A 14,495-nucleotide genomic window follows, 5' to 3' on the forward strand; every position below is an offset into this window, starting at 1 on the left:
CCGCGCCGGTCAGCCGGCCAGGCCTCGCAGCACGATCTCCAGGCCCTGCTCGAAGGCGGCGTCGACGTCGCCGCCCTGGCGGAAGCCGCCGTTCTGCTCCATCATGCAGAATCCGTACGCCCACGCGGTGAGGGTGCGTGCTGCCGGGAGCGGGTCGCCGGGAGCGAACTGCGCGACGGCGCCGAGAAGCGTCGTCATCAGCGGGGCGACCACGTCGGGCGACGGGCCGGCGAGCGGGTCGGGTGCGCAGAAGAGGAGCGCTGTGACGTTCGGCGACCGGGCGGCGAGTGCCCTGAGTGACCGGGCGACGCCGACGAGGACCTCTCGCGGATCGTGGGCGCGCTCGGTGACCGAAGCGATCCCCGAGGTGAGTTCGACCACCGCGTCGTCGGCGGCAAGCCGGAGGAGCTCGTGGCGGTTTGCGGCGCGCTTGTAGAGGCTCGGTGCGCGGATGCCGACGGCGGATGCGACGGAGCTCATCGTCACCGCATCCACACCGTCGCGTTCGGAGATCTCGCGGATCGCGTTCACCAGCGTCTCGGGGCTGACTCTCTGCGGTGCGGACATGATCCCATCATATGGCTATTGACTGTAGCCATCAAGGCTATGTACTGTAGCCGACATGACAACTCGACTTCTCCGCATCGGCGACGACATCATCGCCGTCCACGCGATCGTGACCGAAGACGGCGTGACCCTCATCGACGCCGGGCTCCCCGGCGATCTGCGGATGCTCCGCGCAGCGCTCGCCGCCGAAGGACTCTCGCTCGGCGACATCCGCGGAATCGTGCTGACCCACGGCGATTCCGACCACATCGGCGTCGCCGAGCGGCTGCGGACGGATCATGGCATCCCCGTGCACATCCACGAAGCCGACGCGGCACTCGCGACCGGGCGCACCCGCGCTCGAGGCGTCAAGGCCGACGCCTGGCGGCTCTGGCCGACGCTCGGGTTCCTCTGGGCGGGGATCCGGCGAGGAATGCTTCGGACCCGCCACGTCGCCGATGTCCGCACGCTCGCCGACGGCGACGTCCTGGAGTTGCCGGGACGCCCCGAGATCATCGCGATCCCCGGGCACACTCCCGGCTCCGTCGCCATCCGGGTTCCGGGCGTCGACGCCCTGTTCCTCGGCGACGCGATCACCACCCGGCACGTGCTCACCGGCGCGGACGGCGCCCGACTCGCGCCGTTCAGCGACGACAAGGAGGCGACGCGGCAGAGCCTGGAGAAGCTCCGCGGTCTCCCGGAGGAACGGATCTTCCCCGGGCACGGTCCCGAGTTCCGTGGCACCGCCGACGACCTGCTCGACGCGCTTGTGTGAGCGCAGCGATGCTCATGCCGGCGGCGCGGCCGGCCTCGAGGGGGAGTACCCCGGAGCTCCGGTGATCGCGGCGATCAGGTCGGAGTAGGTGGCGTCCGCCCCGGTGAACGAACCGTTGTTGCGTCCGTGGCGGAGCACCTCGATCCGGTCGGCGATCGCCCGGACGTCGCTGAGATTGTGGCTGATGAACACGACGCCGAACCCGAGATCGCGCAACCGTTCGATGTGCGTGAGCACCTCGGCCGTCTGGGAGACGCCGAGTGACGCGGTCGGCTCGTCGAGAACGACCAGCCGGGGCTTGCCGATGAGCGTGCGGGCGATCGCGATCGATTGACGTTGTCCCGCCGACAGGTCGCGCAGGAGCGACTTGATGGACGGCACCCGGATCTGCAGGTCCTGCAGCGCCGCCCGCGCGGCGAGCTCCATCTCGCCCTCTCGCAGCCCGCCGTGACGCTGGAGTTCGCGGCCGAGGAAGATGTTCGCGGTGACATCGAGGTTCTCGCAGACGGCGAAGTCCTGGAAGACGGTCGCGATGCCGTGCTGGTGCGCGGCGGAGGGGGAGGGGATCGCCACCTCGACGCCGTCGATCCGGATGACGCCGGACGACGGCTCCAGCGCGCCCGCGATGATCTTCGCGAGGGTCGACTTGCCGGCGGCGTTGTCACCGACCAGGCCCACGACCTCCCTCGCGTGCACCTCGAAGTCGACGTCGGTCAGAGCCTTGATCGCCCCGAAGTGACGGCTGATGCCCTGCATCGACAGCAGCGGCGGCGGGGGTGCGGGGTCGTTCATGATCGCTCCTCGAAACGTTGGAGAACGTCCGTCGTCTGAATGATCTCGACGAGCGCGCCGGCGAGAACGGAATCCGGGGGGAGTGTCGATTGGGCGATCGCCATCTCCCGGTGGCGACCGGTGTTGACGTGCTCGCGCACCGCCGTGGAGAACGCGTCGAAGAAGGCGTCTCCGGCCTGCGCGAGTTCGCCGCCGACCACGATCAGGCCGGTGCCGAGCCCCTGGGCCAGTCCCGCGACGACACGGCCGATGGTGCTTCCCGCATCGGCGACGACACGGCGGCAGCCCTGATCTCCTGCGGCGGCCTGCGAGACGACATCGCGGAACGTGAGGTTGCCGTAGTGGCTGCGGAGCGGGGCGAGCAGGGCGTTCGCCCCCACGACGGTGTCGAGGCAGCCCCGCAGACCGCAGCGGCAGATCTGACCCTGCGGGTCGACCTGGATGTGACCGATCTCCCCGGCGGTTCCGTCCGCGCCGCGATGCAACCGGGAATCGATGACGATGCCGGCGCCGGTGCCGTCGGACGCGACGACGGTGATGCTGTCGGGCACGCCTCTGGACGCACCCAGCGTGGCTTCGGCGAGAGCGGCCATGTTGGCGTCGTTCTCGACGATGACGGGGCAACCCAGGCGCTGCGCGAGGGTCGGGGCGATCGCGGCGTCATCCCACCCGGGCATCAGACCGCTGAAGGTGATCATCCCAGTGACCGGATCGATCGGTGCGGGAATCGCCAGGCACACCCCGAGCAGCTCATCCGGTTCCGAACCGATCATCTGGAGCATCTCGAAGATGAGCACCGCGGTGCGATCCAGCACCGTGTCCATGGGATGGTCGGGGGGCAGGGGCAGTCGCCGCTCCTCGAGGATCTCCTGCCCGGTGTCCGCGATCCGCACGCGGATGGCCCTCGCGGTGACGTGCGCCGCGATGACGAGCCCGCTTCGGCGGGCCATCGTGACCAGCACGGCTCGGCGGCCGCTGCGGGATGTGGGCCGGGTCTCGATCAGGCCGGTCTGGGAGAGTTCCTTGACGATGGCGGAGACCGTCGCGGCCGACAGTGCTGTCGCTTCGGCGAGCTCCACCTGGGTGAGCCCGCCGAAGCGCTTGACAGCATCCACGATTTTCGCCGTGTTGGCCTCGCGTAGGGCAGATTGCGAGCCCGCCGCTGATCTGCTCACAGCCGGAGCCTATCAGCGCACATCGTGGTCACGACCGCATCAAGCCGCGCGCGCGGCCCGCTTCTTGTTCCACACGTCGAATGCGACGGCGACGAGCAGGACGAGGCCCTTGACGACCTGCTGAGTCGGCTGGTCGACGCCCATCAGCTGCATCCCGTTGCTCATCACGGCCATGATCAGGCCGCCGATGATCGCGCCGCCGACGCGTCCGACACCGCCGGTGACGGCGGCGCCGCCGATGAAGCAGGCGGCGATCGCATCGAGCTCGAACATGTTGCCGGCACCCGGCTGGGCGCCGTTCGTACGGGCGGAGAAGAGCACGCCGGCGACGGCCGCGAGCATCCCCATGTTCACGAAGATCCAGAAGTTGACCTTGCGGACCTTCACGCCCGAGAGGATCGCGGCGTTCAGGTTGCCGCCGATGGCGTAGACGTGACGGCCGAACACCGTCTTCTGCGTGAGCAGCGTGTAGGCGATGATGAGCGCCGCCAGGATGATCAGCACGTACGGGAGGCCGCGGCTGGCCGCGAGCTGGAAACCGAACCACATGACGACGATGGCCACGGCGACGATCTTCAGCACGAAGAGCGGCATCGACTCGACCGCCTGCTGGTAGGCGAACTTCGCGCGCCTGCGGCGGAGCTGCCACACGGCGTAGCCGATGACCCCGATGGCGAAGATGGCGACCGTGAAGACGTCGAACTTGATCGCGAACTCGAACGTGAGTCCGGCGAATCCGACCGCATAGCTGCCGAGATCGACCGTGCCGAACATGCTGTTCAGGAACCCGTTCGCGATCTGGTAGTAGGTGCCGCCGAACGGCGAGAGCGAGATGCTGCCGAGCACGAGGTAGGTGAGTCCGCGGAACAGAAGCATCCCCGCGAGGGTCACGATGAACGCCGGGATGCCGACGAAGGCGACCCAGAATCCCTGCCAGGCGCCGACGATGATGCCCACGACGAGTGCGGCGATCACGCCCGCCCACCACGGCATGTCCATGCGGATCACGACGACGGCTGCCACGGCGCCGGTCAGGGCGACGACCGATCCGACGGAGAGGTCGATGTGGCCGGCGATGATCACGATGACCATGCCGATCGCCAGCACCAGGATGTACGAGTACTGCAGGACGATGTTGGTGAGGTTGCCCGGGGCGAGGAAATTCGGGTTGAGCACCGCGAAGAAGATGACGATCGCCACGAAGGCGACGAGGATCCCGCTCTGGCGAAGGTTTCGCGTCGCGAGGTTCCAGAGGTTGCTGACGACGGTCATCGGCCGGTTCCTTCCAAAGTCATGAGGTGCATGAGTTTCTCCTGTGTCGCTTCGGATGCGGCGACTTCGCCGGTGATGCGTCCGAATGCGAGGGTGTAGATGCGATCGCAGACGCCGAGCAGTTCGGGGAGCTCCGAGGAGATCACCAGTACGCCCTTCCCGGCTGCGACCAGTTCATTGATGATCGTGTAGATCTCGTACTTCGCGCCGACGTCGATTCCGCGCGTCGGTTCGTCGAGGATGAGGATCTCGGGTTGAGTCTCGATCCATTTGCTCAGCACGACCTTCTGCTGGTTGCCGCCGGACAGCGTCCCGACCACGCTCAGCACGCTGGGTGCCTTGATCTTCATGTTCTCGCGGTAGCGCGCGGCGACCCGGAGCTCTTCATTGTCGTTCAGCCAGCCGGCCTTGCTGATCCGCTTCGGCGACGCTGCCGTGATGTTGTGGCGGATGTCGTCGATCAGGTTGAGGCCGTAGCGCTTCCGGTCCTCGGTGGCGTAGGCGATGCCCGCGTCGATCGCCGCGCTGACGGTGGAGGTGGAGACCTCCTGGCCGCGGACGAAGACGCGTCCGCTGAGGCGCTTGCCATAGGTGCCGCCGAACACGCTCATCGCGAGTTCGGTGCGGCCGGCGCCCATGAGTCCGGCGATGCCGACGACCTCTCCTGCGCGCACGGTGAGGTTGGCGCCGGAGACGACGATGCGGTCGGACTGCGTGGGGTGACGTACCGTCCAGTCCTCGATGCGGAGGACCTCCTCGCCGATGTGCGGCTCGCGCTCGGGGTAGCGGTGGTCGAGATCGCGGCCCACCATGCCTCGGATGATGCGCTCCTGCGACGCGTCGGGCTCGGACATGTCGATCGTCTCGATCGTGAGTCCGTCTCGGATCACCGTGGTCTTCTCGGCGATGGCTGCGATCTCGTTCAGCTTGTGGGAGATGATGATGGAGGTGATGCCCTGCTCTGCGCGCAGATCGCGCAGCAGCTGCAGCAGGTGCTCCGAGTCCGAGTCGTTCAGCGCGGCCGTCGGCTCGTCGAGGATCAGAAGGCGCACGTTCTTCGCCAGTGCCTTCGCGATCTCGATCAGCTGCTGCTTGCCGACGCCGAGCTGGTTGACGTGCGTATTGGGGTTCTCGGCGAGGCCGACGCGGGCGAGGAGCTGCGCGGCATCCGCGTTGGTCCGGTCCCAGTCGATCAGCCCGCGCGAGAGACGCTCGTTGCCGAGGAAGATGTTCTCCGCGACGCTGAGGTGGGGAACCAGGGCGAGCTCCTGGTGGATGATGACGATGCCCTGGCGCTCGCTGTCGTTGATGCTGGAGAACTGCACCGGCTCTCCGTTGAAGATGATCTCGCCGTCGTACGTGCCGTGCGGGTACACGCCGGACAGCACTTTCATGAGAGTGGACTTGCCTGCGCCGTTCTCGCCGCAGATCGCATGGATCTCGCGCTCATTCACGGTGAGATTGACGCCCTGGAGCGCCTTGACGCCCGGGAATGTCTTCGTGATGTCGCGCATCTCGAGGATCGCCTGTGACATGTTCTTCCTGCCTCGATGGTGTTCGGGGTGCGCCGTCGCACGGCGCACCCCGAACCGCTCTGATGGGGGACTGTTACTCCGCCTGGCCGGAAGCGACCTCTTCTGCGGTCCAGTAGCCCGAGTCGACGAGCAGGGGCACGATGGTGTCCTTGTAGACGATGTCGCTGGTGAGAAGGTACGACGGCACGACCTTCACGCCGTTGTCGTACGTCTCCGTGTCGTTCGCCTCGGGCTCGTCGCCCTCCAGGATCGCGGTCGCGGTCTTGATCGACTGCTCGGCCAGCTTGCGCGTGTCCTTGAAGATCGAGGCGAACTGCACGCCCTGGTCGATGAGCGCGATGGAGGCGATCTCCGCATCCTGGCCCGTGACGATGGGCAGGCCGTCTGCGATCGTGGTGCCGAGGCCCGTGCCCTGGAGCGCGGTGATGATGCCTCGCGAGAGACCGTCGTAGGGCGAGAGCACGCCGTGCAGCGGGGTGCCGTTGCCGTAGGACGCGGTGAGGATGTCCTCCATGCGCTTCTGCGCCGTCTCCTGCTGCCAGCGCAGGATCGCTGCCTGCTCGATCGTCGTCTGACCGGACGGCACGTTCAGCACCTTCGAGTCGAGGTACGGCTGGAGGGTGTCCATCGCGCCCTTCCAGAAGAAGTGCGCGTTGTTGTCGTCGAGCGAACCGGCGAACAGCTCGATGTTGAACGGGCCGGTCGCGTCGCCCTCGCTGCCGTCAGCCTTGAGGATGCCCAGTCCGACGAGCAGGGACGTCGCCTGCTGCACGCCGACCTCGTAGTTGTCGAACGTGACGTAGAAGTCCACGTGCTCGCTGTCGCGGATGAGGCGGTCGTATGCGATGACCGGGATGTCTGCAGCGGCGGCCGCGTCGAGCTGGCTCGAGAGAGCGGTGCCGTCGATCGCGGCGACGATCAGCAGGTCGGCGCCTTCCGTGATCATCTGGTCGATCTGCTGGCTCTGCGTCGGGATGTCGTCGGATGCGTACTGCAGGTCGACGTCGTAGCCCGCCTCTTCGAGACCGGCCTTCACGGCGTCGCCGTCGGCGATCCACCGCTCCGAGGTCTGGGTGGGCATCGAGACGCCGACCGTGATGTCCTTGGTCTCGGTGCCGCCGCCGTCGTTGCCGCCGGTGCTGGTGACACTGCACCCGGAGAGCACGAGCATGGCTGCTGCCCCGAGGGCAGCGAGTGCGCGCTTCTTCATTCGAAAACTCCTTTGTCTGTTCCGCGCACACCACCGTGCGCGAGTTCTGCTGCTGATCGGCTGGCTCGAGACGATCGCTGCGATTGAACGATGCTTGAGTTCGAGACGTGAAGTCAAGGGCTGTTACCGTTCTGTGACGAAACTCGACGGCCGGAGCGAGCGTTCGCGCTAACTTTGCTACTCCCGTCTCGATTACTCAGAACGAATGATCTACCCCGACGCCCCGCTTGAGTTCGAGAGGCGAAATCAATGACGAGGGTCAATCGCGGGCGGTCTGAAGCAGTGCCCACAGCTCGGCTCGAGCGGGAAAAGTCGACAGATCCATGCCCAGGATCGTGCTCGCCTGAGCGATCCGCGAACGCAGCGTGTGTCGATGGATGTCCAGCGAATTCGCCGCCGACTCGATCCGCGCGTCGTACTCCAGCCAGCTCCGCAGCGAGCGCTCGAGCTGGGCTTCGCTCTGCCGGTCATGAGCGCGCAGCGATGCCAGCCGTGACTCCGCCACCAGGCGCGCCTCGTCGGTGGCGAGGGCGCTGAGGATGCTGGACCCGACGGTGTCGGCGTATCGGATCACGCCCTCGCCCCGCTGCTGGCGCAGCGCCGCGAGAGCCTGCGCGTGCGCGCGGGAGAACGCGTCGTACGATTCGGGTTCCGAGACCCCGAGGCGGATCCCGAATCGGAGGGCGACCTCGTCGAAGAGCTCCTCGTCCGCAGCCGATACGCACACGGTGACGCCCTCGACGGATTCGGCGAGGAAGGACGTGACTCCGTGCTCGGTGCGCCGCCGCTCCCACCAGTCCGAGAGAGGTCCGACGGGGGCATCGGTGGTGACGGCGACGACCACCGGTGCCGTCGGGATGCTGCCGAGCACCCTCCGCGCCAGCGTCGGATCGTCGGCGAGGAGCGAGTCCAGGAGCTGTGCGTTCAGCCGCCGGCGGCTGCGGGCCAGCTGATCGCTCTGCTCCATGGCGAGACCCGCCATCGCGATGACCGAGGTGACGACCGATCTCGCCTCGGCATCTATCGCGTCGGTCGCGAGGACCACCACTCCGCGAAGATGACCGCCTCGGCCGACGGTGAACAGCATGAACGTGCGGCCGTCGATCGTGAGCGACTGTCCGGCCTCCAGGCCGCGGGCGAGGATCTCCATGATCCGCGCGGCGAGTTCGTCGAGGACGGCGGCGTCGACGGCGTTCCGTGGATGCGAGACGCTCAGGGCTCCTGCCGCATCGAACATCCCGACCCAGGCGTCGAGGCGGCGGCCGAGTTCGGCGAGGGTGGCGTCGAGGCCGTGAGGCCGGAGTGCGGCGAGAGCGAGGGCACGCTGGGCGTCCAGGGCCCAGGACCTCCTGGCGTAGGCCTGCGCGGCGATGGCCTCCGAGTGCGCTCGCGCGACCGCGATGAACGGCGTCCGGTACGGCACCTCGAACAGCGGCATCCCGCGCGCGACGCAAGCCGTGATGAGCTCCTCGGGGACGCCGACGCGATGCACCTCGGTGCCGAACCCGAGTCCGAGGACCCCTCGATCGGCGAGCCGGCCCACGTAGGTGTCGATGCCCGCATCGTCGGCGAACTGGGTCCCGGTCGTCAGAAGAGCGAGATCTTCGGCGAGGAACGGGGTCGGATCGGCGAGGTCCGAACTGTGCACCCACCGCAGCGGACGATCCAGTGCACCTTCAGAGAGAGATTCGGCCGGTGACACGAGACGAAGACCCAGCTCGCCGCGCTGAAGCAGGGTGCGCAGCGTGGGCTGTTCGGCGACCGGCATCGGGCTCCTTGTGGTAAGTGTACGAACTGGCGAACATCTCGATCAGATTGTACAGGCGGGCGAATGCGCATGCAGTGACCGCGCCCGTACGCTCGCCAGCATGGCACTCCTCGACACCGCAACCACAGCTGTCCCCGTCGGCGGACCCGGCCTCCCTCAGGAGCGCCGCCTGGTCACCGAGCTTCCCGGCCCGCGTTCTGCGGAGATCCTGGCGCGCAAGGCGGATGCCGTGGCATCCGGCGTCGGCCACACCGTGCCCGTGGCGGCCGTCGCCGCCGGTGGCGGGGTCGTCGTCGATGCCGACGGAAACTCGCTGATCGACCTCGGCAGCGGCATCGCCGTCACCACCGTCGGCAACGCGCACCCGAAGATCGCCGCGGCCGTCGCCGCCCAGGCCGCCCAGTTCACGCACACCTGCTTCATGATCTCGCCGTACGAGTCGTACATCGAGGTGGCCGAGGCGCTGAACCGGATCACTCCGGGCGACTTCGTGAAGAAGACGGCGCTGTTCAACTCCGGTGCCGAAGCCGTCGAGAACGCGATCAAGATCGCCCGCAAGCACACCGGCCGCCAGGCGGTCGTCGCCTTCGATCATGGTTACCACGGTCGCACCAACCTCACCATGGCGCTCACTGCGAAGGCGATGCCGTACAAGAGCGGCTTCGGGCCGTTCGCCCCGGAGGTCTACCGCGCCTCCGCGTCGTACCCGTTCCGCGACGGACTCACGGGCCCCGAGGCGGCGGACCGCGCGATCCTGCAGCTCGAGAAGCAGATCGGCGCCGACAACCTCGCCGCCGTCATCATCGAGCCGATCCAGGGCGAGGGCGGCTTCATCGTCCCCGCCGACGGCTTCCTGAACGCGGTCGTCGACTGGTGCCGTGCGAACGGCGTCGTCTTCATCGCCGACGAGGTGCAGACCGGCTTCGCCCGCACCGGAGCGATGTTCGCCAGCGACCTCTTCGGCATCGAGCCCGACCTGATCACCACCGCGAAGGGCATCGCCGGCGGCCTCCCGCTCGCCGCCGTCACCGGCCGCGCCGAGATCATGGACGCCTCGCACTCCGGTGGGCTCGGCGGCACCTACGGCGGCAACCCGATCGCCTGTGCGGCAGCTCTCGCGGCGATCGACGTCTTCGAGAACGACGGCATGATCGAACGCGCCCGCGAGATCGAGACACTCGTCAAAGGCCGGCTCGCCGCGATCCAGGAGAGCGACCCGCGCGTCGGTGACATCCGCGGACACGGCGCGATGATCGCCGCCGAGTTCGTCGATCCCGAGACCCAGGCTCCGGATGCCGCGCTCACCGCCGCCATCGCCAAGGCGTGCATCGCGCAGGGGGTCATCGTTCTCACCTGCGGCACGTTCGGCAACGTCATCCGATTCCTCCCTCCCCTCTCGATCGGCGACGATCTGCTCCACGAGGGACTCGACGTCGTCGCCGCGGCGCTCGCCGCGGCCGGTCAGTAGGCCTCGGGTCGCGCGCTCTCGCGCGGCCCGCACCAAGATGTCCGGTCGCGACCCAGGTCGGGGGATCACGGGTCGCGACCGGCACTTTCAATGAAGGAGATTGCAGATGGCTGAGATCACACGCGATGTGCTCATCGTCGGCGCCGGAGCCGCAGGGCTCACGGCGGCGAACGACCTGCGGAAGGCCGGCCTCTCTGTGGCGGTCCTCGAGGCCAGGGACCGGATCGGCGGCCGGCTCTGGACCGACGTCATCGACGGAGCGATGCTCGAGATCGGCGGACAGTGGGTCTCGCCGGACCAGGACGCGCTCATCGAGACCATCGACGAGCTCGGGCTCGAGACATTCAGCCGCTACCGCGAGGGCGACAGCGTCTACGTCGGCCCCGACGGCACCGTCTCGCGCTTCACCGGCGAGATGTTCCCCGTCTCCGCGTCGACCGAGAGCACCATCGCCGAGATCACGGACCGCCTGGACGCGATGGTCGCCGAGATCGATCCGGATCGCCCGTGGGCGCATCCGAAAGCCCAGGAGTGGGACTCGGTCACGTGGGATGCCTGGCTGCGCGCGCAGACCGACGACGACGAGGCTGTCCGCAACCTCGCCTTCGCCACCGGCTCCGCGATGCTCACCAAGCCGACGCACGCGTTCTCGCTGCTGCAGTCGCTGCTGATGGCGGCATCCGCCGGGTCCTATTCGCACCTCGTCGACGCCGACTTCATCCTCGACAAGCGCGTCGTCGGCGGCCTCCAGCAGGTGCCGCTGCTGCTCGCGGAGCGGCTGGGCGACGACGTCATCCTGAATCAGCCGGTGCGGAGCCTGGAATGGGGCGATGACGGGGTCACCGCGATCACCGAGGACCATACGGTGAAGGCGCGGTTCGCGATCCTCGCGCACGCTCCGGTGCTGTACAACCGGATCTCCTTCGTCCCGCCACTGCCGCGTCGGCAGCACCAGATGCACCAGCACATCTCGATGGGCTTTGTGATCAAGGTGCACGCGGTCTACGACCGGCCGTTCTGGCGCGAGCAGGGTCTTTCCGGCACTGCGTTCAGCCCGTACGAGATCTGCCACGAGGCGTACGACAACACCAATCATGGCGACGAGCGCGGCACCCTCGTGGGGTTCGTGTCGGACAACACGGCCGACGGCGTCTTCGAGTTGTCGGCCGAGGAGCGCAAGGAGCGGATCCTCGAGTCCCTCTCGCACTACTACGGCCCCGAGGCGAAGAATCCCGTCGTGTACTACGAGAGCGACTGGGGCAGCGAGGAGTGGACCCGCGGCGCGTACGCGGCGAGCTTCGACATGGGCGGACTGCACCGCTACGGGGCCGACCTGCGCGCCGCAGTCGGGCCGATCCGCTTCGCCTGCAGCGACATCGCGGGCGCCGGTTATCAGCACGTCGACGGCGCGATCCGGATGGGGCGCCTCGCCGCATCCGACATCATCTCCGCCAGCCGAGCTGCCGTCGTCGCGGCGGAAGCGACTGCGGCGACCGAGGGGAGCAACGCATGACCGGATCGATCGTCGTCGGCTACACAGCGACCGATGCGGGGGCGGATGCCGCAGCGCTCGGCGCCCGCATCGCCCGCAGTCTCGGCGCCACCCTGCATCTGGTGATCGTGCTGCCCAAGGAAGGCACGCGCAACGCCGCGGTTCCACCCGAGCGCGCCTATGAGGACCACATCCGCGGACAGGCGAAGAAGTGGCTCGAGGATGCGGTCGTCCGGCTTCCGCAGGAGCTCACCCGGACCGGGCACGTGCGTTTCGCCGAGTCCTTCGCCGAAGGGCTCATCGCCGCCGGCGAGGAGTTCGGGGCCCGGCTGATCGTGGTCGGAGCAGCGGGCGGCGGGATCTTCGGCCGGCACCGCCTCGGCAGCGTCGCATCCGAACTGCTGCACTCCTCGACCATCCCGGTGGCGCTCGCCCCCGCCGGAACCGCCCAGCAGGACGATCACGTCATTCCGCGGGTGACCGCGGCCGTCGGGAAGCGGCCGGGCGCGGACGCCCTGCTCGACGAGGCCGTCGCGGTCGCCGCCGACAGCGGCACCGACCTGCGGCTGGTCTCGCTCGTCCCGTTCGACATGCCCCCGGGGCTCGACACCGGCGCGATCCGCCTGGTCGGCGACGCGCACGCGAGCGACGTTCTCGCCGTCGCGACCGAGCTCCTCCCGGATGGCCGGACCGTCCAGGTCGAAGAGGCACCGGGCGAAAGCGTCGAAGACGCGGTCGCCAACCTCTCCTGGCTCCCAGGTGAGATCATCCTGGTCGGTTCGAGCCGGCTCGCCCAGCCGCGTCGGCTCTTCCTCGGCTCGACCGCGGCGAAGATGCTGCACGAGCTCCCCGTTCCCATGATCGTCGTCCCGCGCACCCGCGCCGAAGCAGGAGTCCGCTGATGAGCAGCACGAGCCGGGCGACGGAGCCCGAATCCGGAGTGACCACTGGCATCTCCACCAAGGGGCTCAAGGCCGGAGCCGTCGGAGTCCTCGGCGCCGTCGTGATCGGCGTCTCCACCATCGCGCCGGCTTACACCCTCACCGCCTCGCTGGGCCCGACGGTCGCGGTGGCAGGCACCCAGGTCCCGGCGATCATCCTCGTCGGATTCATCCCGATGCTGCTCACGGCGTTCGGCTACCGCGAGCTCAATCGCGTGATGCCGGACTCCGGGACGTCCTTCACCTGGGGCGTGCGCGCGTTCGGGCCCTGGATCGGATGGATGACAGGGTGGGGGCTCATCGCCGCGACCGTGATCGTGCTGTCCAATCTTGCCGGCATCGCGGTGGAGTTCCTCTTCCTGCTGATCGCGCAGTTGACGGGCAACCCCGGGATCGCCGACCTCGCGTTCAACCCGATCATCAACGTGGTCGTGTGCCTGCTGTTCATGCTCGGAGCCACGCTCGTCTCCTATCGCGACATGCAGACCACGCAGAAGGTCCAGTACGTCCTGGTGACCTTCCAGGTGGTCGTGCTGGTCGTGTTCGCCGTGGTCGCCATCATCAAGGCGGTCTCGGGAGAGGCGCCCGAACCCACCCCGTTCTCTTGGTCGTGGTTCAATCCGTTCGAGGTTCCGACGTTCAGCGCTTTCGCCGCCGGGCTGTCGCTGTCGATCTTCATCTTCTGGGGATGGGACGTCGTCCTCACCATGAACGAGGAGACGAAAGACCCCGACAAGACGCCGGGCCGCGCGGCGATGCTCACGGTCGTCGTGGTGGTCAGCCTGTACCTGCTGCTGTCGATCGGTCTCATCATGTTCGCCGGGGTCGGCAGCGGTGCTCTCGGCTTGGCGAACGAGGATATCTCCGCGAACGTGTTCTTCGCGCTCTCGGACCCCGTGCTCGGGCCGCTGGCGTTCCTCGTGTCGCTCGCGGTGCTGTCGAGTTCGGCCGCGTCGCTGCAGTCGACGGCGGTCGGCCCGTCGCGCACGCTCCTCGCGATGGGGCACTACGGCGCGCTGCCGAAGAAGTTCGCCAGGGTCAGCCCGCGCTTCTTCACACCGGGCTACGCCACGATCGTGTCGGCGGTGATCGCATCGGCGTTCTACGCGGTCATGAGACTGCTGAGCGAGAACGTCCTCACCGACACCATCCTGTCGCTCGGCATGATGATCTGCTTCTACTACGGCCTCACGGCATTCGCCTGCGTCTGGTATTTCCGCAGGCAATGGTTCGATTCGGCGCGGAGCTTCTTCTTCACCTTCCTGTTCCCGCTCGTCGGCGGTGCCATCCTCGCCGTGCTGTTCGTGACGACGCTCATCGATTCCATGGATCCCGAGTACGGCAGCGGCTCCAACATCGGTGGCCTCGGTCTCGTGTTCGTGCTCGGCGTCGGAATCATCGTCGCGGGCATCGCGATCATGATCTGGCAGGCCATCCGTCGCCCGGCGTTCTTCCGCGGCGAGACGCTCAGCATGGACGCGCCGCCCAGCCGTCGCCGCCGCTGACTTCCGCATCCCTCAC

The 14,495-nt window shown here is 67.9% G+C and carries 12 protein-coding genes; 5 read left to right on the forward strand and 7 right to left on the reverse strand.

Translation table 11 applies throughout. The features are described 5' to 3' along the window. Positions 1-9: 9 nt before the first annotated feature. A complete protein-coding gene (locus tag CUR96_RS02410; protein WP_102191698.1) occupies positions 10-567 on the reverse strand; it encodes a TetR/AcrR family transcriptional regulator in 558 nt (185 codons plus the stop codon). A 55-nt stretch (positions 568-622) separates the two neighbouring features. Between CUR96_RS02410 and CUR96_RS02415 the strand changes: the two genes are divergently transcribed. Continuing rightward, positions 623-1,321, forward strand: a complete 699-nt coding sequence (locus CUR96_RS02415; RefSeq protein WP_102191699.1) for an MBL fold metallo-hydrolase — start codon at positions 623-625, stop codon at positions 1,319-1,321. Positions 1,322-1,333: 12 nt separating this feature from the next. Here the strand turns inward: CUR96_RS02415 and CUR96_RS02420 are convergent, their stop codons facing one another. From CUR96_RS02420 to CUR96_RS02445, 6 genes are all read right to left on the reverse strand, one after another. Then, entirely contained in the window at positions 1,334-2,113 is a 780-nt protein-coding gene (locus CUR96_RS02420) for an ATP-binding cassette domain-containing protein (protein WP_102191700.1), read from the reverse strand. Beyond that, a complete protein-coding gene (locus tag CUR96_RS02425) occupies positions 2,110-3,228 on the reverse strand; it encodes an ROK family transcriptional regulator (protein WP_245861058.1) in 1,119 nt (372 codons plus the stop codon). Before CUR96_RS02425 ends, CUR96_RS02420 begins: the two co-directional genes overlap by 4 nt. 99 nt (positions 3,229-3,327) lie before the next feature. Next, a complete protein-coding gene (gene mmsB, locus CUR96_RS02430; protein ID WP_102191702.1) occupies positions 3,328-4,560 on the reverse strand; it encodes a multiple monosaccharide ABC transporter permease in 1,233 nt (410 codons plus the stop codon). Beyond that, positions 4,557-6,095 (reverse strand): multiple monosaccharide ABC transporter ATP-binding protein, encoded by a 1,539-nt coding sequence (mmsA, locus tag CUR96_RS02435; RefSeq protein ID WP_102191703.1) that lies wholly within the window; start codon positions 6,093-6,095, stop codon positions 4,557-4,559. Before mmsA ends, mmsB begins: the two co-directional genes overlap by 4 nt. Positions 6,096-6,168: 73 nt before the next feature. Next, the gene (chvE, locus tag CUR96_RS02440) at positions 6,169-7,305 is read right to left on the reverse strand and encodes a multiple monosaccharide ABC transporter substrate-binding protein (protein ID WP_102191704.1); all 1,137 of its coding nucleotides are present in this window, start codon (positions 7,303-7,305) and stop codon (positions 6,169-6,171) included. 259 nt (positions 7,306-7,564) lie between these two features. Beyond that, positions 7,565-9,073 carry a PucR family transcriptional regulator gene (locus CUR96_RS02445; RefSeq protein ID WP_102191705.1) on the reverse strand — a complete coding sequence of 503 codons (1,509 nt, stop codon included), beginning with the start codon at positions 9,071-9,073 and terminating at the stop codon, positions 7,565-7,567. 100 nt (positions 9,074-9,173) lie between these two features. Between CUR96_RS02445 and gabT the strand changes: the two genes are divergently transcribed. From gabT to CUR96_RS02465, 4 genes are all read left to right on the forward strand, one after another. Next, positions 9,174-10,541, forward strand: a complete 1,368-nt coding sequence (gabT, locus tag CUR96_RS02450; protein WP_102191706.1) for a 4-aminobutyrate--2-oxoglutarate transaminase — start codon at positions 9,174-9,176, stop codon at positions 10,539-10,541. A gap of 106 nt (positions 10,542-10,647) precedes the next feature. Next, a complete protein-coding gene (locus CUR96_RS02455; protein WP_102191707.1) occupies positions 10,648-12,054 on the forward strand; it encodes a flavin monoamine oxidase family protein in 1,407 nt (468 codons plus the stop codon). Further along, the gene (locus tag CUR96_RS02460; RefSeq protein WP_102191708.1) at positions 12,051-12,935 is read left to right on the forward strand and encodes a universal stress protein; all 885 of its coding nucleotides are present in this window, start codon (positions 12,051-12,053) and stop codon (positions 12,933-12,935) included. The genes CUR96_RS02455 and CUR96_RS02460 overlap by 4 nt, the downstream gene beginning before the upstream one ends. Next, positions 12,935-14,479: an APC family permease gene (locus CUR96_RS02465; protein ID WP_102191709.1), complete on the forward strand. Its 1,545-nt coding sequence runs from the start codon at positions 12,935-12,937 to the stop codon at positions 14,477-14,479. The genes CUR96_RS02460 and CUR96_RS02465 overlap by 1 nt, the downstream gene beginning before the upstream one ends. Positions 14,480-14,495: the final 16 nt, after the last annotated feature.

It is taken from the genome of Microbacterium aurantiacum (assembly GCF_002872075.1).
GTDB classification, from domain to species: Bacteria; Actinomycetota; Actinomycetes; order Actinomycetales; family Microbacteriaceae; genus Microbacterium; species Microbacterium aurantiacum_A.